Genomic DNA, 17,708 nt, shown 5'->3' with positions numbered 1-17,708 from the left:
ATGGTGCCGCCGCGTGGGGCAGGGGCGCGCCTGTGGCGGCGGTCGCGGCCGGGAGCCCGGCCAGCGCGATGTACAAACAAAAACGCGCCCAGGCACAGGGTGCGGGCGCGTTTTTGAACCGGAAGAGAGGCCCCCGGGGAAGTGGCATCAGGTCAGCCCTGACGCGCCTTCATGCGGGGGTTCTTCTTGTTGATGACATAGACCTTGCCGTGACGACGCACGACGCGGCAGTCTTTATCGCGGACTTTGGCCGACTTCAGGCTGTTGCGGATCTTCATGACCTGTTTCTCATCTGGCGGCCAGGCCGCTGGGATTGAACATGGCGGCGACGTGCCGCGAGGTGGTTCGGATATCCTCCCGCTTGTCCCGAGTCAACCGTTTATGGCCGGTTTCACGCGGGCTGGGGCTGTTTCTCGTTCCTCGGCACCGGCGACAGGCCGCCGAACAGGCGCCCCAGGGCAGTGAAATCATCCACCCGGGGCGAGCGTGGACGCCAGGCCAGTCCGATCACGCGCGACGCGGCACCGGCCAGCGGGCGGGCAACGACCTCCGTGCCGTCCAGGATGCGCGAGTCGACGGCAAGCCGGGGCAGCAACGCCACGCCGAGCCCCTGACCGACCATCTGCACCAGCGTATAGAGCGATGTCGCGGTGAACTCCTCGTTGCTGTCGGTGCGCGACCAGCCGCCTTCCTGACGACAGATATCCAGCGTCTGGTCGCGCAGGCAGTGTCCGTCTTCCAACATGATCATGCGTTCGGCTTCGATCATCGACAGCGGAATCTCCGCGCGTGACGCCAGCGGATGGTCGCGTGGCACGGCCAGAAGGAAATCGTCGCGCCAGAGCGGCTGGGTATGGGCGCCTTCGCACGCACAGGGCATCGCCAGCAGCAGAAGGTCGAGACGCCCCATCGTGAGCTTCTCCAGCAACCGCTCGGTCAGGTTCTCATACAGCGACAGCCGGATCTGCGGATAGCGCGCGCGCAGCATCGGCACCAGGCGCGGCACCAGAAAGGGCCCGATCGTGGGGATCACGCCGATTCGCAGCGGCCCCGTCAGCGGCTCACGCGATGTCAGCGCGGCCTCGCCCACCGCTTCGAGCGCGGTCAGCGCGGCCCGGGCGCGAATGGCGATCTCCTCGCCGATCGGGGTGAACATCACGCGCTTGCCGACGTCGCGGTCCAGCAGGTTGACGTCGAGCTGTCGTTCGAGCGCCAGGATCCCGGCCGACAGCGTCGATTGCGTCACGGAACATGCCTTCGCCGCGCGGCCGAAATGGCGCATCTCGGCCAGCATGATGAGATAGCGGAGCTGCTGCGGGGAGGGGAGTGGGATCATCGATCCATTCGATCATCTGCGTTGTAAATTATTCATTGGCATCATATCGAGCCGCTCGCCATAAAGGCAAGCGTGGCAGCGAACGCGGCCCGACGCACCGGTCCGCTCGTGCCGTGCGGTCCCCGGGGCCGCGACAGAATGCAACCAAGGAGGCCTCTTTTATGCTGACAGTTGGCGACAAGTTTCCCACCTTCGATCTCGCGACCGTGCCGGGCGGCCCGGAAGGCCTCAAAGGTGCCTTCACGCAGACCAGCGACACGTCCAATGCCGGCAAGTGGAAGGTCGTCTTCTTCTGGCCGAAGGACTTCACCTTCGTCTGCCCGACCGAAATCGTGGCGTTCGGTAAGCTGGCCGGTGAATTCGCCGATCGTGACACCGTGGTTTATGGCGTGTCGATCGACAGCGAGTTCGTTCACCTGAACTGGCGCCTGCACCACGAGGACCTCAAGTCCCTCGAGATCCCGATGCTGGCCGATATCAAGCGCGAGCTGTCCAGCGCGTGCGGCGTTCTGGCCCACGATGCCGGCGTGGCCCTGCGCGCGACGTTCGTCGTCGACCCTGAGGGCATCATCCGTCATGTCAGCGTCAACGACCTGTCCGTCGGCCGCAATCCGCAGGAAGTCCTGCGCATCGTGGACGCGCTGCAGAGCGACGAGCTGTGCCCGTGCAACTGGAACAAGGGTGACGAGTTCCTGAAGGTCTGATCGTTTCTTCGGAACAGGCCTGCACGCGGCCCGTCGCCCGAAGGGGTGGCGGGCCGTATTGTTTCTGACACCGTTTTTCAAGACCGGGAGAGTGGTCACATGTCGATCGAAACCCTCAAGGCGGCGCTGCCCGACTACGCCAAGGACCTCAAGCTCAATCTTGGTTCGCTGGCCAACGAAATCGGCCTGACGCAGCAGCAGCTCGCCGGGACGTTCGTGGCCTCGGCCATCGCCTCGCGCAATGCGACCGTGATCGAATCCATCGTTGCGGAATACACGCCCAAGCTGTCGGCCGAGGCGCTGTCGGCGGCCAAGGCGGCGGCGGCGATCATGGGCATGAACAATGTCTACTACCGCTTCGTCCACATGGTCGGCGGCGACTACGCCAAGCTGCCGGCCAAGCTGCGCATGAACGTGATCGCCCGTCCGGGCGTCGAAAAGGTCGATTTCGAGCTGTGGTCGCTCGCGGTGTCGGCCATCAACGGCTGTGGCATGTGTGTCGAAAGCCACGAGAAGATGGTCCGTGAAGCCGGCCTGTCGTCCGAGCAGGTGCAGACGGCGGTTCGCATTGCCGCGACCGTGCACGCGGTGGCCGTGACGCTGGAGGCGGCGGTGGCCCTGGGCGATACACCGGCGTCCTGACGCCGGGGGCGTGACCGGCCGACGCGCGCGGTGGTCGCGCCGTCCGGCGACCGCGATCAGAAGCGATGTGTGCGCCCTCCGGGCGCGGTAGGCGTTGCCCGGTCGTGACGCGGCTGAGACAGTCACCGGTCAACAGCCGAACGGTGATGTCCACGCGGTTAGCGAGGCCTGAACGGGACGCCCCGCCGGGGGCCGCGCCGTCGGCTTCTTGGACGAACGCCGGAGCTGGCCCGCCTGTCAGCCGGCATGGACGCACCGGCCTGTCCGCCCACCGTCGGGGTCACGGCCCGGTCGCGGGAGGGTTGATCGGCGCCGCCGGCGTCACGGTCGGCGGATCGCCGTCGGCGACTCTTTGCACATACATCACGCGGTCGCGTGGCGCGATCCAGACGCGATGCGTGCGCAGGAAGTCCGCACCTAGCAAGGTGCGCTCCGTGTCGGCGACAAGGGCGACGTAACGGTTGAAGTGAAACGGGCCGATATCCAGACTGTCGAAGCGATGCGCGAAGGATTTGGGATGATGCGGGTCTATTCCGTGCAGCGTGCCGTCTAGGTCCTGTGTCAGTTCGGCCCTCGTGACGCCCGCTGCCCGGGCGTCATCCTCAGCGATCACGGTGCTGCTGGCCCCACTGTCCAGAATGGCATCGATCGGGTGTCCATTGAGACGGATCCGTACCGCCAGGTGATTGTTGCTGCCATAGTCGTAATCGATCGGAACGGCGTAACTTTCGCCGCGCCACAGGGGGAGGGTGTCGCGGGTACAATGCGACGTCTGGTACAGGTTTATCTTGCGATCCGGCAGGTCGAAGACGATCGCGTCCGAAGCCAGAAGAAAATCGGAGCCGAACAGCCCTGCGACCGGCAGCGTCCCGATCCTCCGCTTGCCGGGAAAGTCGGTGAAGAAGACGACATGACGCGCCGTCGCTGACCCGAGTGTGAGTTCTTCTGCGACGGCGCCGCCGACCGTCGTTTCGCCGCCGATACCGCGTATATGCACCCAGCCGGGCAGTACGGTCATGTCGTATGACTCGGCGGCCGTGTCCGTGACCATGGAGGCGGCCGCGCCGGAATCGACGATAAACGCGACGGGGTGGCCATTGATCTTGGCCTCCACGATCGGGGAGCGGGACGCGTTGAGCACGCGCAGGTCACCAATGGTGGACAGGGTACAGCGGCCGTGTTCGGACGCGCATCCCGTCAGAAGCGCCAGAGCGGTCAACGACGTCCGTGCGATCGTCCGGCGCATTCGAAGCCTCACGTAACCCCCGGCATTTACAATCATTCGGACTCCGCACAGTTTCGTGCGGGTGTGAAACATGTGTCAATCCGCTGACTGGAGTTCCGCCGTGGCGTCGCCTCTTTCCCCGCCGTTTGCGCCTGTTACCCTCGAGGGGCACCACGTGCGCCTTGCGCCCCTGTCGCACGCCGATCACGACGGCCTGGTCGACGCCGTCCGGGACGCGGCTCTCGCCGGGTTGTGGTATACGAGCGTGCCGACACCCGACACCATGCGGGCCGAGATCGACCGTCGTCTGGGCTTGCAGGCAGCGGGCTCGATGATACCGTTCACGGTGTTCGACGTGTCGGGTACCGTCGTGGGTATGACCACCTATATGCATATCGACGCCGCCGTGCCCCGGGTGGAGATCGGCTCGACCTGGTACGTGCCTGCCGTGCAGCGCACGGGTCTGAACACGGAGGCGAAATTTCTTCTCCTGCGCCACGCGTTCGAGGGGCTGGGCTGTGCGGTCGTCGAATTTCGCACGCATTTTCTCAATCAGCAGAGCCGTCGCGCGATCGAGCGTCTTGGTGCGAAGCTGGACGGCGTCCTGCGTGCCCATATGCGCATGAACGACGGTTCGGTGCGCGACACGTGCGTCTACAGCGTTCTGGCATCGGAATGGCCATCCGTCCGCAGTCACCTGCGCTGGCAGCTCGACCGGCCGCGCGCGTGACGCGGGCTTCGGGGGTGGGCCTTTTGTCCGACCCGCGCGATCGCGGCGTTCTGGTGCTGGCGCTGACCGAGGCGTGCGAGCGCTTTTCGTTCTACGGCATGCAGACGCTGCTGGTGCTGTACCTTCTGCATGCGGTGCTGCCCGGCGGTATGGGACAGGTCGTGGGCCTGACCGGCTTTCGCGTCACGCTGTCGCATGTGACGGGCCCGCTGACCGATCTGGCCTTCGCGGCGGAGGTCGTGGCCCTGTATTCCAGCCTTGTATATTTCACGCCGATCCTGGGCGGTCTGGCCGGTGATCGCCTGATCGGCCAGCGGCGCGCGGTTCTGGTGGGGGCGGCGTTCATGGCGGCGGGCCATGGGCTGATGGCATCGACGGCCGGTTTTCTCGGTGCGCTCGGACTGCTGATCGTCGGCAGCGGTTTCCTGAAAGGCAACATCTCCGCACAGGTCGGCAATCTGTATCAGGAGGCCGAGGCCGACCCCCGCGCGCGGGCCTTTACCCTGTTCAATATCGGGATCAATGCCGGGGCCCTGTCCGGGCCGCTGGCCTGCGGGGCCGCCGCGCAGGTGTGGGGCTGGCACGCTGGGTTCGGGCTGGCGGGCATCGTGATGACGCTGGGGCTGGTGTTGTATGCCGCGTGCGGGCGTGTGTTGCCGCCCGACATCCGACGTCCGCGCGCGCGGACGCACGCGCACCTGACCGGGGATGAGCGGCGCAATCTGGGGCTGCTGGCGATGGTGCTGGTGACCGGACTGTTTTACTCGGCGACGTTCTACCAGCTAAGCGACATGTATATCGTGTGGATCGATCATCACGTGCGCCGCAGCCTCGGCGGCCATGTGATCCCCACCAACTGGTTTTCGTGCCTGGATTCGAGCTTCACGGTGCTGGGCTCGCCCGTCGTTCTGGCCGTGCTGGCGGCGTGCGCGCGTCGGGGGCGGGAGCCGGGGGGACTCGGTCGTATTCTGGCGGCGCTTCTGATGAATGGGGCCGCGTGGTGCCTGCTGGCGTGGGCCAGTGCGACATCGGCGCTGGTCAATCCGCTGTGGTGTGTCGCGTGCTCGGCGTTGCTGGGCACGTCGTTCGTCCTGCAATGGCCGACGACGCTGGCGCTTGTGTCGACACTGGCGCCGGTGCGGTTGCGCTCCACGCTGATGGGGGTCGCGTTCCTGACCCTGTTCGTGGCGTACAACATCGTCGGCTGGATCGCGCATTTTTACGAGCAGATGGCGCCGTGGCAATTCTGGCTGCTGCAGGCGGCGATCACGCTGGCGGGTGCGCCGCTGTGTCTCGTGCTGGATCGCGTGGCGGGCCGCAGCGTGCGCGGGGTCGGGCTTGTGGAACGTGTCTGACGGGCGGGGATGGCTGGCATGCGTCGCGGTGTCCGCGCTGTTCGGCTGCCCGGTTTCGTGGCACGTTCGCCGCACGATGACGGGGTGGACACCCCGCAAGGGGAGAGTGGTATCCGGTGCATAAGACGGTTATGGCGACGATGCTTGCCGCGACGGTGGGCCTTCTGGGCGGTTGTGCGGACGAGCTTGGCCGCAAGGTGACCGACAGCGACGTGTCGTGTCTGCGGGCGCAGATGGGCGCGCGGGTGGCGCTGAGCTTCCCGATGGCGGCGAACACCTGCCAGCGGATGACAGGCCACAATGTGGTCGGTCTGGCCAAACACCCCGAGCCCATCCCGCTGGACCTGCGCGGCGCCCCGGACCTTCAGGCGCAGGCGCGCGAATACAACTACGCCTACCGCAGCTGACGCCGCTCAGCTTTCCAGTTCGGTGTCCCAGTACAGGTAGTCGCGCCAGCTTTCGTGCAGATAGTTGGGCGGGAAGGATCGTCCGTTGTCCTGCAACTCCCACGTGCTGGGCTGGCTGGGGCGCCGTCGGGGGTGCATGTGGATTTCATGCGGCAGGCGCGAGCCCTTCATCAGGTTGCACGGGCTGCATGCGGTGACGACGTTCTCCCACGTCGTGCGGCCGCCCCGCGCGCGCGGGATGACGTGATCGAAGGTCAGCTCGTGCGTCGGCAGACGGTCGAGGCAGTACTGGCAGCTGAAATTGTCGCGCAGAAAGACATTGAAGCGTGTGAAGGCCGGGCGACGTGCCGTGGGCACATAGTCTTTCAGGGCGATGACGCTGGGCAGGCGCAGCGACTGGCTGGGCGAGCGTACCTGTGTGTCATACTCGCTCAGCACCGACACGCGGTCGAGAAACACCGCCTTCACCGCGTCCTGCCACGACCACAGCGATAGCGGAAAATAGGACAGGGGGCGGAAATCTGCGTTGAGTACCAGTGCCGGGAAGTGACTGCCGTCGGGCAAGGCTGACATCCTCTCACAAGGACGCCGCACTGGCCTGCCGGGCGCGGTCACTCTAGTCTGAAACAAACGCCGTCTGGGTGTGCGTCGTCAGGTAGTTCCACGCGCAGTATCGCAGACACAACCCCAAGCCGCAAGGACGGGGCCGGAGTCGTCGCGGCCGGCTCCGATGAAGACTTCATGACATGCCTCCATCCTCTGACCGGTCTCGGGTCGCAGATCACCCGCTTTGCGCCAAGCCCGACCGGGGCGCTGCACCTGGGGCATGCGGCGTCCGCCCTGCTGGCCGCGCGCGCGGCGGGGGAGGGCGGACGGTTCGTGCTGCGGATCGAGGACATCGACCCCCAACGCTGCCGCCCCGCGTTCGAGACCGCCCTGTTCGAGGACCTGCGCTGGCTCGGCCTGCGCTGGGCGGAGCCGGTCCGGCGACAGTCCGAGCACTGGGCGGACTACCGCGCCACGCTGGAGGCCCTGGCAACGCGCGGGCTTCTGTATCCGTGCTTCTGTTCGCGCGCGCAGGTGGCCGATACACTGGCCGCGCTGAGCGCCCCGCATCGGGCGCCCGATGGATCGGCCCGGTATCCGGGCACCTGTCGGACCCTGTCGGCCCCGGTGCGATCGGCGCGGATCGCGTCGGGCGCGCCCTATGTGCTGCGGCTGGACATGATGGCCGCGCTCGACCTGCTGGGTGGTGAGCCCGCGTGGGAGGAGATCGCGGTGGGACGCGTGCAGGGTGCTGCCGCGGCGTTCGGTGACGTCGTCCTCGCGCGCCGCGACGTTCCGGCGTCCTATCATCTGTGCGTCACGCATGACGACGCGCTGGCGGGGATCACGCTGGTGACGCGTGGCGTCGATCTTCGTCCCGCGACGGCGGTCCATCGTGTCCTGCAGGATCTGATGGGCTGGCCCCGGCCGCGATACTGGCACCATTCCCTCGCGTGCGACGCGCAGGGGCGGCGGCTGGCCAAGCGCGACGGTGCGCTGGGGATCGGCACGTTGCGGCGCGACGGTTGCGATCCGCGCGTGGTGGCCGAGCAGGCGCTGAGTCTGATCGGGTGCGGATAAGACGGTGCGGACACACAGATTGGGAGTTTCCTCGGGCTGCGGGCAAGGCTAGGGTGCGTGCCGTCTCCGGGCCGGAACGGTCTCACGGCCCGGTTCCTGCCTGTTATGGACGACGCCCCCATGGACATCATCGCCGCACGCCTCTCCCGAGTAAGCCCGAGCCAGACGATCGCGATTTCGACGAAAGCGCGTGCGCTCAAGGCCGAGGGGCGCGACATCATCAGCCTCTCGGCGGGTGAGCCCGATTTCGATACGCCCGCGCACATCAAGGCCGCGGCGATCAAGGCGATCGAGGCCGGCGATACGAAATACACCGACGTGCCGGGCACTCTGGCGCTGCGCCGCGCCGTGGCGGAGCGGTTTCGCGCGGATTCAGGCGTGGAGTACGCACCCGACGAGATCATCGTTTCGACCGGTGGCAAGCAGGTGATTTTCAACGCCATGCTCGCCACGCTCGATCCGGGGGATGAGGTCATCATTCCGTCCCCGTGCTGGGTCTCCTATCCCGATATCGTGGCTCTGGCCGACGGCAAGCCGGTGATCGTGCCGTGCGGCCCGCAGGACGGTTTCAAACTGACACCTGCTGCGCTCGAGGCCGCGATCACCCCGCGCACGAAGTGGCTGATGCTCAATTCGCCCAACAACCCCACGGGGGCCGCCTATTCGGCCGAGGATCTGCGCGGACTGTGCGATGTGCTGCTGCGCCACCCCGACGTCTGGGTCTTTACCGACGATATCTACGACAAGCTGGTCTATGACGGATTCCGTCCCGCGACCGTCGTGCAGGTGGAGCCGCGCCTGCGCGACCGTACCGTGACGATGAACGGCGTGTCCAAGGCCTATGCGATGACGGGTTGGCGTATCGGCTACGCCGGGGCGCCGAAGCGCCTGATCACCGCGATGAACACGTTGCAGAGCCAGTCGACGTCCTCGACCTCGTCCATCAGCCAGGCGGCCGCGCTGGCCGCGGTCTCGGGTCCGCAGGACTCGATCGACATGATGGTGACGGCATACCAGGAACGGCGCGATCTGGTGGTGTCGATGCTCAACCAGGCATCCGGCCTGACCTGCATGCGCCCCGAGGGCGCGTTCTACGTTTTCCCGTCCCTGGAAGGCTGCATCGGCAAGACCACGGACACGGGCGTCACGATCACGGACGACGAAGCCTTCGTCACGGCATTGCTGGATGCGCAGGGCGTGGCGGCGGTGCATGGGTCCGCCTTCATGTTCCCGGGGCATTTCCGCATTTCCTACGCCACGGACACCGAGAGCCTGCGCGAGGCGTGCGCGCGCATCCAGCGGTTCTGCGCGGGCCTGCGATAAGGACGGATGGACGATGCCCGGTTTCGCTGAGCGCCTCTCCGGCCTTCCGGCGCCCGCCACCATCGCGATGGCCGTGCGGGCCCGTGCCCTGCGCGCGGAAGGGCGTGACATCATATCGCTGGCGCTGGGGGAGCCGGATTTCGCGACCCCGCGCGCGGTGATCGACGCCGCCTATCAGGCCGCCCTCGACGGGCAGACGAAATACCCGCCCGTGGACGGGACACCGGCCCTGAAGGCCGCGATCGCGCGCAAGTTCGCGCGCGACAACGCGCTGACGTTCGCGCCGAACGAGATCATCGTCAGCAACGGCGGCAAGCAGGTGATCTTCAACGCCTTCATGGCGACGATCAATCCGGGTGACGAGGTGCTGGTCCCGGCGCCATACTGGGTGTCCTATCCGCTGATCGCGCGCGGGTTCGGTGGCGTGCCGGTGGAGGTCGTCTGCCGCGAGGAGGACGGTTTCCGCCTGCGGGCCGACGCTCTGGAGGCCGCGATCACGCCGCGTACCAAATGGCTGGTGCTGAATTTCCCCAACAACCCGACCGGCGCGATCTGCGACGCGGATGACCTCGCCGCGATCGCAGACGTTCTGCGCCGACACCCCGATGTCTGGATCCTGTCCGACGAGATCTATGAACATCTGACGTTCGGCGGCCTGTCGCATGCGTCGCTGGCGGCTGTGGCACCGGATCTGCGCGACCGGGTCCTGACCCTGAACGGCGTGTCGAAGGCCTATGCGATGACAGGCTGGCGTGTCGGGTTCGCGGGCGGTCCCGCGCCCCTCATCAAGGCGATGGTGGGGGTTCAGGGTAACGCGACCTCGGGCGTGTGTTCGGTGGCGCAGGCGGCCGCGGCGGCGGCGCTGGATGGACCGGCCGACGTGATCGCCGACATGCGCGCGACGTATGAACGGCGGCGCGACGCCGTGGTGGGGCGCCTGCGCGCCATTCCGGGCCTGACCTGTGCGATGCCCGACGGTGCGTTCTATGCCTATCCGGGGGTGGCTGGGTTGCTGGGCCGGACGTCCGGCGGGGGAAAGCGGCTGCTGGGCGACGAGGACGTGGCGCTGGCACTGCTGGAGGAACAGGGCGTGTCGACCGTGCACGGCGCCGCGTTCGGCCTGTCGCCGTATCTGCGTCTGTCCTGCGCCACGGATGACGACACCCTGTCGCGCGCATGCGACCGGATCGCCGCCTTCGTCGCGGCCATCGCCTGAGCCTGCGCCGACGCGCTGTGCCCGATCAGTGGAAGGGACAGGGGCGCCCGATCGTGGGGGGATTGGCGGACTGGATGACCATCAGCGTCACCGGGTCATCGCCGACATTGCCGGCATCGTGGCCTTTCTTGCCCTTGTAGGGACCATCGGGCATCGGTCGCACGTTCTGGTCTTCGCCGAACAGGATGTCGCCCGGGCCCATCTCCACCCGTGTGCCGTCCATGGCCCGCACGTACCAGCGCCCCTGCAAGGGCACGACCCATTGTGGCTTGGGGTCCGGGTGCCAGTCGCCGTTCCAGTGCGCGGGCTGCACCGTCAGCATGACCGTCGCCGTTTGCTGCGGCATGGGGTCCTGCCATTGCGGGCCGGCCGGCGGCGACATCGATTTGAGGAAAAAATGTTCCACCGGGCAGGTCGCGATGTGGCTCACGCCCTGGTCGTCGGTCCACAGGTGATGGTAGGCGCGTTGCGGCGGTGAGGGCTGCGCCACGGCCGAGAGCGCTGCCAGTGCGGGCACGGTGGCGGCCAGAAAAATGGCGGTGGCGCGGGACATCCGGACATCCTCGATCGGGGGGTGTGTGGGTCCAACGCCGCACCGGGCGGAAAGTCCATGTCATTATCGAAATGACATCTCGAATGTCGCCACTCCCACGATCCATGGACGAAGCGACCCCGGCGATGGCACAGTGTCGCCATGATCCAGAATTTCGCCGCACTCGACTTTCCCCGCCCGACGCGCGAGTCCCTCGCCGAGGCGTATGCCACCATTCATGCCTCGCTGGACGAAGGGCGTCGTCGGCAGGCCATCGCGGCGTTCGACGCGGTGCGTCGTCACTACGAAAGCTGGGCGTCGTTGGTGCATCTGCGCTTTTCGCAGGACACGACCAGTGACGCTGCAAAGGCCGAACGGGATTACGCCGACGCCCTGACGCCGGTTGCCACGGGGCACGAGGTCGACGTCAAACGCCGCCTGCTTGACCCCTCCCTGCGCGATGAGCTCGAGCGGGACGTGGGCGCGCATACGGCCGCGCTATGGGCCTGCGACATTACCACCTTCGATCCCCGCATCGCGCCGATGCTGGAGGAGGAAGCACGGCTATCGGGCGAGTACACCGCTCTTCTGGCCTCGGCGAAGATCGATATCGACGGCCGGACGGTCAACCTCTCGGGCCTTGCGCCGTATGCCGAGAGCCTCGACCGTAACAAGCGCCATGCCGCCGAGCAGGCGCGCTGGGCGTTTTTCGAGACCCATGGCGAGACGCTCGATGCGCTGTATGATCGGCTGGTGAAACTGCGCCACGAGATGGCGCGCACGCTGGGCTTCGACACCTATACGCAGCTTGGCTATCGCCGCATGCGGCGTGTCGATTACGGCCCCGAGGAGGTGTCGCGCTTTCGCGACAAGATCGTGACCTATGTCGTGCCGCTGGTGAAAGTTCTGCTCGAACACCGGCGTCTGGCGATGGGGTGGGACAGGCTCCGCTCATGGGACGAAGGGCTGATCGATCCAAAGGGCAATCCGCGTCCCGCCGGGGATCACGACCTGCTGGTCGCGCGCGCGCAGCAGATGTTCGATGCGATGGGCGGCGATCTGGGGCCGTTCTTCGCGCAGATGAACGCGGGCGGCTATCTCGATCTGCGCAACCGGCCCGGCAAGGCGGGGGGTGGTTTCTGCACGTCGTTCCCCGATGTCGGCATGCCGTTCATTTTCGCCAATTTCAACGGCACGCATAACGATATCAGCGTCTTCACGCACGAGATGGGCCATGCCTATCAGAATTACAAAAGCCGTGAACAGCCCGGGATCGACGTGCTCTGGCCAACGATGGAAGCCGCCGAGATCAACTCCATGGGGCTGGAATTCCTCACCTGGCCGCACATGGAGTTGATGGTGGAGGAGGGTGCGGCCGACCGATTCCGGCGCATGCACCTGATCGATTCGTTATCGTTCCTGCCGTATGGCGCCTGCGTCGATCACTTCCAGCATGAGGTCTATGCCCAGCCGGACATGACACCCGCGGAACGTCACGAGACATGGCGCGCGCTGGAGAAGATCTACCTGCCGTGGCGGGACTACGGCGATCTGGCATGGCCGGCCAAGGGCGGACGCTGGCAGGCTCAGATGCACATCTACCGCTCGCCGTTCTACTACATCGATTACACGCTGGCGCTGTGCTGTGCGATGCAGTTCTGGTTGCAGAGCCGGATGGATCCGCAAGGCACGCTCGACGCCTACGTCGAACTGTGTGCCAAAGGCGGCTCAAAGCCCTTCACGGCGCTGGTAGATGAAGCGGGTCTGGTATCGCCGTTCTCGGCCGGCGCGCTGGCTGAAGTGGTGCGCGAGGCCGAGCGGCTTTTGCTGGACTGAGGGCCGTCGTGATCAGCTGCGTCCGGCCCAGCCGGCGATCAGGTCGACCACGGCCTGGGACGACATCGCGCGCGCATGCCCCAGTTCGCGGGCGCCGTCGGGGTTGAGGGTGCGACCATCCGGCGTGATGATCAGCACCGTGGGGACCGCGGTGATCTTCACGCCATGGGACTGGGCCAGATCCATGTTCGCGTCGAAATGGCCGACATTGATCGACACGACCTCAAAGTTCTTCGACAACCAGTCCTGCACCGCCGGTAGCTCGAACGTGCCGGCCAGCAGGCGGCAGTCCGGGCACCAGTTGCCGCCGAAATCGGCGAGCACCGGTTTGCCGGACTGCTTCGAGCGGGCGAGGGCCGCCTGAAAGGCGGTCGGGCCGTTATCGATGGCCGGATAGGGCGCTGCGACCGCGGCCGGATGGGGGTCGCCCACGACGGGGGCGGGTGTTGCGGCATAGGCAGTGACGGGCGCCGTCGCGAGAAGACCGAGGGCCAGAGCGGCAGGCAGGTAGCGAAATTTCATTTTAAGGGCACTTCCAGGCGAGATGGGCTATAATTATACGGTAATTTACTGTTAATTTATCATTGAACGATATAGCGATGAGAAAAACGAAAGCAAGAGGCGATGTGTCCGGACCGGCCACCGGCGACGGGAACGGCAGCATCCCCGCCACACTCGGCAAGACGGCGCTTCTGGTCGGATTGACGGTCGCGCTGATGGTGGTCGTGCGCCTTTGGCCGCCGCTTGCCCACGCGGTCAATCGGGTGGCCTCCACCCAGACCTGGCAGTCCTTGTACGGCGTGTTCGGTGCTGACAGTGGCCAGAGCCGGGAGCAGATGATTTTGGTGGGTATCGTCGTCGTGTGCTTCGTGACGGCGCTCGTTCTGGTGCAGGGCGGGAGCTGGTGCGTGCGTCGTCTGATGACACGACCCTGAACAGGCGCGTTGCCCGCACGGGGTCGCTGTGAGACACTCGCGCTGCCAGGGCGCAGGTTGCGCGCGGCCCGCGCCAAGAGTGGACTCCATGACGACGTACGCAATTCTGACCCATGATTTCCGGCTGCTGACGGTCGAGCAGAACCGGCTCGTGCTTCGCCATCCGGGCACATCGTTATCAGTCGATACCCTGGTCTGCGTGGAGCGGGCCGGTGACCAGCACTCCTTTCGCACGGCGGATACGAGCCGATCCTGGTTTGACTTCGATACCGAACAGTTTGGGCGTGCCATTCCCACAGGTTTTTTCGATCTTGTCCCCGTCCCGCTGTATACGGGATACCATATACGGCGCGGCGCAAAGGTTCTTCGTGCGGATCCGAGCTACTTTGCGTCGTTTGTCGAGCAGGAGCCGTCACTATGGGAGACGTTTCGACTGATCCCGGTTCACATTGCAGGCCTGCTCTGTCGCCTGATCGATATGAAATGGTCGGTTAATCAGGCCGAAACTACGCTGTCGTTCTCCGCGCGCCGGTCCACGTTCTCTCATCTTGCACTCGGGGAATACCGTGTCGATCTTGACGCGATCCTCGATAAGATGTCGCGGACGTCGACTATTCCAAAGTCCTTTATCTTCTTCGACGGCTGGAAACCCAATAAAGCGGTTCTGATCAACCCGGCGATAGTGTTCGTTCTGTTCGGCTACGGCCGCGTTCTGCGTGAGTTTCAGGTCAGCACGGAAAGTCTCGCGTCGCTGGCTCACTACGACGGCGATGTCATCGTTATCAGCGACCTGCCCGAAGGGCATCTGCGCAGTCTTGCAGACCCCAAGATTGCCGACCGGCTGCATGTCGTTCCGATGGACGGCCATGATTCGGCTGATTTCCTCGGGGCGCGTCTGTCTCTTTTCGCTACGGACCATCTTCGGCAGTATCAGCCTATCGTGTACACGGACGCTGACATCGTTTTCGACAGGCCTCTTGCTCCAATTCTGATCAAGGGCGCGCACGCCCGTTTCTGTAGTGCTCAGGTCGAGGAACACACAGACTTTAAGAACTCGGACTCGGTCGGTGCCTGGTTATACAGGCAGGATTCGTTCCGTAGTGACGACCGCCACGGGTTTAACTCCGGGATCCTGCTGGTCCCGAACCTGGACGATCACGGCGCGTCGCTTGCGGCGGCCTTTCGCACGCTGGTCAACTATGCGGCGGAGCATGGCCGACGTGATCACCCCTATTTTGATCAAAGCGTCCTGAACTACGTTCTTTACAAACTGGGCGATTTCTCGCCTTCGCCGGTCACCGAGCATACTCAGGTCGGCTATTCGGACTTTCCGGAGCAGAAGCCAGCGCAGAAGGGCTTCGTACACTTCTGGAACACGCATCACAAAGCGCGAGACATGGCCCAGTATATTACATGGCTTCGGGAAAACTCGCAGGTGCGGGACTGACATGTCTCCGGGTTGCCAAGCCGGTGCGCTTTCGCAGCAATCGGATCAGGCGTCCGCGCTCCACAGAAATGTCAATTCGTGCTTGTTGTGGGACAGGTGCACGACCCGACTGCCGGGTATCGCGGCAAAAGCATCGGCTGTGTCGAAATCCGTCTCGCCCTGAAACTTGATAGTCAGCACGATGAACCGCACGCGTCCCGACGCGATCCAGCGTTGCGTGAGGGCAAGCAGGCGTGGCGGATACGCGATGATGTCCGAACACAGCCAGTCGACCGGGGGGAGCGACTGCGGGTCCAGCCCGAATGCGCTTTCCTGCCGCCACTCGACCCTCGGGTGTGTCATCAGTGCCGGATCGAGTGGCGCGCGGTCAAAGGCAATCACCTTGGCGCCACACTGCGCCAATACCCAGGTCCAGCCGCCGGGTGCCGCGCCGAGGTCGAGACAGGTCTCGGCGGCGGTCGGATGTCGGCCGAACAGCGTGAGGGCCTCCCACAGTTTGAGATAGGCCCGGGAGGGAGGCCCCACGCGATCTTCGACGAATGGAACGTCGCCGTTGACGAATGCGCTGGTCTTTGTCGGTGATAACAGCAGCGTGTCGTTATCCAGCAGCGTCCATGCTCCCAGATGCCCGGTCGGACACGCGGCCGGAAAGACGAGCGGGCGCGGCACAAGGCGCGGCAGCCGTTCGGCGATCAGGGCGCAGCGACGGTGCAGGGACGGGGCATACAGACCCCAGTTGCGCTGGACGTCGCGCAACTGGCGTGCCGCGTCACCGATCGAGGTGACGGTTTGAACGACGGGGTCGGTCCAGATATCGAGCGCCCATCGCGCATCGATCGGCGGAAGTCCGGACAGCGCGAGCCGACCATGCCAGGCCGTAACAGGCACGCCTGCGCGCGCCAGTTCGGCCTCCAGCACAGCTTCCAGCCCTTCGGGCGCCAGATAGGCGGCCCTGACCTCCCCAGCGTTGTGTTGATAGGTCTGGGTCATGACGGCTCGGGGCGCTTGGCGCGCAGGAAGACGACGGCCAAAGCCGCCCAGCTGGCGATCAGAAGTACGCCACCGGTCGGCGCGATCGGGCCCGGATGATGGCCCGTCAGGGCGGTGTAGTATACGGGAGCGCAGAACAGGACCGTGCCGACAGCAAGTCCGGCGCACAGCCTGGGGGCGCGGCCGCTGATGCCGAGTACGAGCAGCGCCAGCGCGTGCCACATCTGCATGGCGACCGCACTCTGGGCCATCGCGCGGCCAGCGCCGACGAACATGCGGTCCGGAAGGTGTGCGACCAGAGCACCGAAAATCACGCCCAGACAGGCAAGGATCGCCCCAAGCGCGGCCCATGGGGCAGGGCCGGGGCGTAGGGCACGCGCGGCATGACTGGTTTGGAAGGCAGGCATCATGCCGACGCAGTAGCCGATTTCGGCCGCGCGCGCATCCCGTGACGTCATCGCGCCGATACGCCGGCCGGGCGTTCCGTTCGACCGCTGAGCGGGTTACACATGACTCCATGTTTGCGGCTTCCGACCTGTATCCCGGCATCGAGCCCTTTCGCGACGGCTTTCTGGACGTCGGCGACGGCCACAGCCTGTATTGGGAGACGGTCGGCAATCCGGCCGCGCCGCCCGTGCTGTTTCTCCATGGTGGTCCGGGTGCGGGATGCGGGGCGGTGCACCGGCGCTTCTTCGACCCCCAGGCGTGGCAGGTGGTGTTGTTCGACCAGCGTGGCGCGGGACGGTCCCGGCCACTGGGCATGACCGAAGCCAACACGACGGCGCACCTGATCGACGATATCGAAAAACTGCGCGTCAGCCTTGGTATCGCGCAGTGGGTCCTGTTTGGCGGATCGTGGGGGTCGACGCTGGCCCTTGCCTACGCCCAGGCGCATCCCGGACGCGTCACCGCCATGGTCCTGCGCGGCGTGTTTCTGGGGCGCCCGCAGGAGATCGAGTGGTTTTTCGGAGGTATCAGGGCGATCTTCCCCGACGCTCACGCGGATTTTGTCGGCCATCTGCGCCCGGCGGAGCGGAGCGACATTCTGGGCAGCTACCATGCGCGCCTGTTCGATCCCGATCCCAGGGTTCACCGACCGGCCGCGCATGCGTGGTGTCAGTACGAAGCCCGCTGTTCGACGCTCCTGCCGCCGCGGCAACTGGTGACGGAAAGCGCGCGTCCCGAAACATTGCTGGCGCTGGCGCGAATCGAGGCACACTATTTTCGAAACGCGATGTTTCTGCCGCCTGACGGGCTGTTGTCCGGCACGAAGACGATCGCCGCGATACCCGGTGTGATCGTGCAGGGCCGGTATGACATGGTCTGCCCACCGGCCTCGGCCTGGGCGTTGTCGCGCGTGTGGCCGGCGGCGCGCCTGCGCATGGTGGCGGGCGCGGGCCATTC

Annotated in this window: 20 protein-coding genes; 12 read left to right on the top strand and 8 right to left on the bottom strand. The window is 65.7% G+C overall.

The window, feature by feature from the left end; genetic code table 11:
• Nucleotides 1-152 precede the first annotated feature (152 nt).
• Together ykgO and HUK82_RS08405 are read right to left on the bottom strand one after the other, a co-directional pair.
• The gene (ykgO, locus tag HUK82_RS08410) at nucleotides 153-278 is read right to left on the bottom strand and encodes a type B 50S ribosomal protein L36 (RefSeq protein WP_012223099.1); all 126 of its coding nucleotides are present in this window, start codon (nucleotides 276-278) and stop codon (nucleotides 153-155) included.
• A gap of 113 nt (nucleotides 279-391) precedes the next feature.
• Nucleotides 392-1,336 carry a hydrogen peroxide-inducible genes activator gene (locus tag HUK82_RS08405; RefSeq protein ID WP_176613541.1) on the bottom strand — a complete coding sequence of 315 codons (945 nt, stop codon included), beginning with the start codon at nucleotides 1,334-1,336 and terminating at the stop codon, nucleotides 392-394.
• 161 nt (nucleotides 1,337-1,497) lie between these two features.
• Here HUK82_RS08405 and HUK82_RS08400 point away from each other — a divergent pair, with 161 nt between their 5' ends.
• Together HUK82_RS08400 and HUK82_RS08395 are read left to right on the top strand one after the other, a co-directional pair.
• Nucleotides 1,498-2,040: a peroxiredoxin gene (locus HUK82_RS08400; RefSeq protein ID WP_176613540.1), complete on the top strand. Its 543-nt coding sequence runs from the start codon at nucleotides 1,498-1,500 to the stop codon at nucleotides 2,038-2,040.
• A gap of 99 nt (nucleotides 2,041-2,139) precedes the next feature.
• A complete protein-coding gene (locus HUK82_RS08395) occupies nucleotides 2,140-2,682 on the top strand; it encodes a carboxymuconolactone decarboxylase family protein (protein ID WP_176613539.1) in 543 nt (180 codons plus the stop codon).
• Nucleotides 2,683-2,962: 280 nt separating this feature from the next.
• Here the strand turns inward: HUK82_RS08395 and HUK82_RS08390 are convergent, their stop codons facing one another.
• The gene (locus tag HUK82_RS08390) at nucleotides 2,963-3,928 is read right to left on the bottom strand and encodes an aspartyl protease family protein (RefSeq protein ID WP_176613538.1); all 966 of its coding nucleotides are present in this window, start codon (nucleotides 3,926-3,928) and stop codon (nucleotides 2,963-2,965) included.
• A 100-nt stretch (nucleotides 3,929-4,028) separates the two neighbouring features.
• On the opposite strand from HUK82_RS08390, the gene HUK82_RS08385 reads away from it, so the two are divergent.
• From HUK82_RS08385 to HUK82_RS08375, 3 genes are all read left to right on the top strand, one after another.
• A complete protein-coding gene (locus HUK82_RS08385) occupies nucleotides 4,029-4,637 on the top strand; it encodes a GNAT family N-acetyltransferase (RefSeq protein WP_264802252.1) in 609 nt (202 codons plus the stop codon).
• Nucleotides 4,634-5,992 carry a peptide MFS transporter gene (locus tag HUK82_RS08380; RefSeq protein ID WP_176613536.1) on the top strand — a complete coding sequence of 453 codons (1,359 nt, stop codon included), beginning with the start codon at nucleotides 4,634-4,636 and terminating at the stop codon, nucleotides 5,990-5,992. The genes HUK82_RS08385 and HUK82_RS08380 overlap by 4 nt, the downstream gene beginning before the upstream one ends.
• 131 nt (nucleotides 5,993-6,123) lie before the next feature.
• On the top strand, nucleotides 6,124-6,399 hold the full coding sequence (locus HUK82_RS08375; RefSeq protein WP_373318289.1) for a hypothetical protein: 276 nt from the start codon (nucleotides 6,124-6,126) through the stop codon (nucleotides 6,397-6,399).
• Nucleotides 6,400-6,405: 6 nt separating this feature from the next.
• Here HUK82_RS08375 and HUK82_RS08370 read toward each other — a convergent pair whose 3' ends face one another.
• On the bottom strand, nucleotides 6,406-6,972 hold the full coding sequence (locus tag HUK82_RS08370) for an HNH endonuclease (protein ID WP_176613535.1): 567 nt from the start codon (nucleotides 6,970-6,972) through the stop codon (nucleotides 6,406-6,408).
• 168 nt (nucleotides 6,973-7,140) lie between these two features.
• On the opposite strand from HUK82_RS08370, the gene gluQRS reads away from it, so the two are divergent.
• The 3 genes from gluQRS (at nucleotide 7,141) to HUK82_RS08355 (ending at nucleotide 10,564) form a co-directional block, all read left to right on the top strand.
• On the top strand, nucleotides 7,141-8,025 hold the full coding sequence (gene gluQRS / locus HUK82_RS08365; RefSeq protein ID WP_176613534.1) for a tRNA glutamyl-Q(34) synthetase GluQRS: 885 nt from the start codon (nucleotides 7,141-7,143) through the stop codon (nucleotides 8,023-8,025).
• A gap of 120 nt (nucleotides 8,026-8,145) precedes the next feature.
• Entirely contained in the window at nucleotides 8,146-9,348 is a 1,203-nt protein-coding gene (locus HUK82_RS08360) for a pyridoxal phosphate-dependent aminotransferase (protein ID WP_176613543.1), read from the top strand.
• A 13-nt stretch (nucleotides 9,349-9,361) separates the two neighbouring features.
• Entirely contained in the window at nucleotides 9,362-10,564 is a 1,203-nt protein-coding gene (locus HUK82_RS08355) for a pyridoxal phosphate-dependent aminotransferase (RefSeq protein WP_176613533.1), read from the top strand.
• A gap of 25 nt (nucleotides 10,565-10,589) precedes the next feature.
• Here HUK82_RS08355 and HUK82_RS08350 read toward each other — a convergent pair whose 3' ends face one another.
• A complete protein-coding gene (locus HUK82_RS08350; protein WP_176613532.1) occupies nucleotides 10,590-11,117 on the bottom strand; it encodes a cupin domain-containing protein in 528 nt (175 codons plus the stop codon).
• Nucleotides 11,118-11,258: 141 nt separating this feature from the next.
• Between HUK82_RS08350 and HUK82_RS08345 the strand changes: the two genes are divergently transcribed.
• Nucleotides 11,259-12,932, top strand: a complete 1,674-nt coding sequence (locus HUK82_RS08345; RefSeq protein ID WP_176613531.1) for a M3 family oligoendopeptidase — start codon at nucleotides 11,259-11,261, stop codon at nucleotides 12,930-12,932.
• A 12-nt stretch (nucleotides 12,933-12,944) separates the two neighbouring features.
• Here the strand turns inward: HUK82_RS08345 and HUK82_RS08340 are convergent, their stop codons facing one another.
• The gene (locus HUK82_RS08340; protein WP_176613530.1) at nucleotides 12,945-13,454 is read right to left on the bottom strand and encodes a thioredoxin family protein; all 510 of its coding nucleotides are present in this window, start codon (nucleotides 13,452-13,454) and stop codon (nucleotides 12,945-12,947) included.
• 104 nt (nucleotides 13,455-13,558) lie between these two features.
• Between HUK82_RS08340 and HUK82_RS08335 the strand changes: the two genes are divergently transcribed.
• Together HUK82_RS08335 and HUK82_RS08330 are read left to right on the top strand one after the other, a co-directional pair.
• Entirely contained in the window at nucleotides 13,559-13,867 is a 309-nt protein-coding gene (locus tag HUK82_RS08335) for a hypothetical protein (protein ID WP_264802253.1), read from the top strand.
• Between the two features lie 88 nt (nucleotides 13,868-13,955).
• Nucleotides 13,956-15,314, top strand: coding sequence for a glycosyltransferase family protein (locus HUK82_RS08330; RefSeq protein ID WP_176613528.1), 1,359 nt, complete (start codon nucleotides 13,956-13,958; stop codon nucleotides 15,312-15,314).
• 45 nt (nucleotides 15,315-15,359) lie between these two features.
• Here the strand turns inward: HUK82_RS08330 and HUK82_RS08325 are convergent, their stop codons facing one another.
• Nucleotides 15,360-16,304: an SAM-dependent methyltransferase gene (locus HUK82_RS08325; RefSeq protein ID WP_176613527.1), complete on the bottom strand. Its 945-nt coding sequence runs from the start codon at nucleotides 16,302-16,304 to the stop codon at nucleotides 15,360-15,362.
• Entirely contained in the window at nucleotides 16,301-16,762 is a 462-nt protein-coding gene (locus HUK82_RS08320; RefSeq protein ID WP_246495128.1) for a DUF423 domain-containing protein, read from the bottom strand. Before HUK82_RS08320 ends, HUK82_RS08325 begins: the two co-directional genes overlap by 4 nt.
• A gap of 59 nt (nucleotides 16,763-16,821) precedes the next feature.
• Here HUK82_RS08320 and pip point away from each other — a divergent pair.
• On the top strand, nucleotides 16,822-17,708 hold an 887-nt coding region (pip, locus tag HUK82_RS08315), incomplete at its 3' end, for a prolyl aminopeptidase (protein ID WP_176613526.1).

This window comes from Ameyamaea chiangmaiensis, assembly GCF_013376175.1.
Classification (GTDB): domain Bacteria; phylum Pseudomonadota; class Alphaproteobacteria; order Acetobacterales; family Acetobacteraceae; genus Ameyamaea; species Ameyamaea chiangmaiensis.
This window is presented reverse-complemented; position numbering and strand designations above follow the sequence as displayed.

Excerpts from the sequence above, each read along its gene's own strand:
- HUK82_RS08355 (WP_176613533.1), top strand. The coding sequence starts at position 9,362 with ATGCCCGGTTTCGCTGAGCGCCTCTCCGGCCTTCCGGCGCCCGCCACC.
- HUK82_RS08360 (WP_176613543.1), top strand. The coding sequence starts at position 8,146 with ATGGACATCATCGCCGCACGCCTCTCCCGAGTAAGCCCGAGCCAGACG.
- HUK82_RS08400 (WP_176613540.1), top strand. The coding sequence starts at position 1,498 with ATGCTGACAGTTGGCGACAAGTTTCCCACCTTCGATCTCGCGACCGTG.
- HUK82_RS08405 (WP_176613541.1), bottom strand. The coding sequence starts at position 1,336 with ATGATCCCACTCCCCTCCCCGCAGCAGCTCCGCTATCTCATCATGCTG.
- HUK82_RS08330 (WP_176613528.1), top strand. The coding sequence starts at position 13,956 with ATGACGACGTACGCAATTCTGACCCATGATTTCCGGCTGCTGACGGTC.
- HUK82_RS08350 (WP_176613532.1), bottom strand. The coding sequence starts at position 11,117 with ATGTCCCGCGCCACCGCCATTTTTCTGGCCGCCACCGTGCCCGCACTG.
- ykgO (WP_012223099.1), bottom strand. The coding sequence starts at position 278 with ATGAAGATCCGCAACAGCCTGAAGTCGGCCAAAGTCCGCGATAAAGAC.
- HUK82_RS08395 (WP_176613539.1), top strand. The coding sequence starts at position 2,140 with ATGTCGATCGAAACCCTCAAGGCGGCGCTGCCCGACTACGCCAAGGAC.
- HUK82_RS08340 (WP_176613530.1), bottom strand. The coding sequence starts at position 13,454 with ATGAAATTTCGCTACCTGCCTGCCGCTCTGGCCCTCGGTCTTCTCGCG.
- gluQRS (WP_176613534.1), top strand. The coding sequence starts at position 7,141 with ATGACATGCCTCCATCCTCTGACCGGTCTCGGGTCGCAGATCACCCGC.
- HUK82_RS08320 (WP_246495128.1), bottom strand. The coding sequence starts at position 16,762 with ATGACGTCACGGGATGCGCGCGCGGCCGAAATCGGCTACTGCGTCGGC.
- HUK82_RS08345 (WP_176613531.1), top strand. The coding sequence starts at position 11,259 with ATGATCCAGAATTTCGCCGCACTCGACTTTCCCCGCCCGACGCGCGAG.
- HUK82_RS08325 (WP_176613527.1), bottom strand. The coding sequence starts at position 16,304 with ATGACCCAGACCTATCAACACAACGCTGGGGAGGTCAGGGCCGCCTAT.
- HUK82_RS08390 (WP_176613538.1), bottom strand. The coding sequence starts at position 3,928 with ATGCGCCGGACGATCGCACGGACGTCGTTGACCGCTCTGGCGCTTCTG.
- HUK82_RS08375 (WP_373318289.1), top strand. The coding sequence starts at position 6,124 with ATGGCGACGATGCTTGCCGCGACGGTGGGCCTTCTGGGCGGTTGTGCG.
- HUK82_RS08370 (WP_176613535.1), bottom strand. The coding sequence starts at position 6,972 with ATGTCAGCCTTGCCCGACGGCAGTCACTTCCCGGCACTGGTACTCAAC.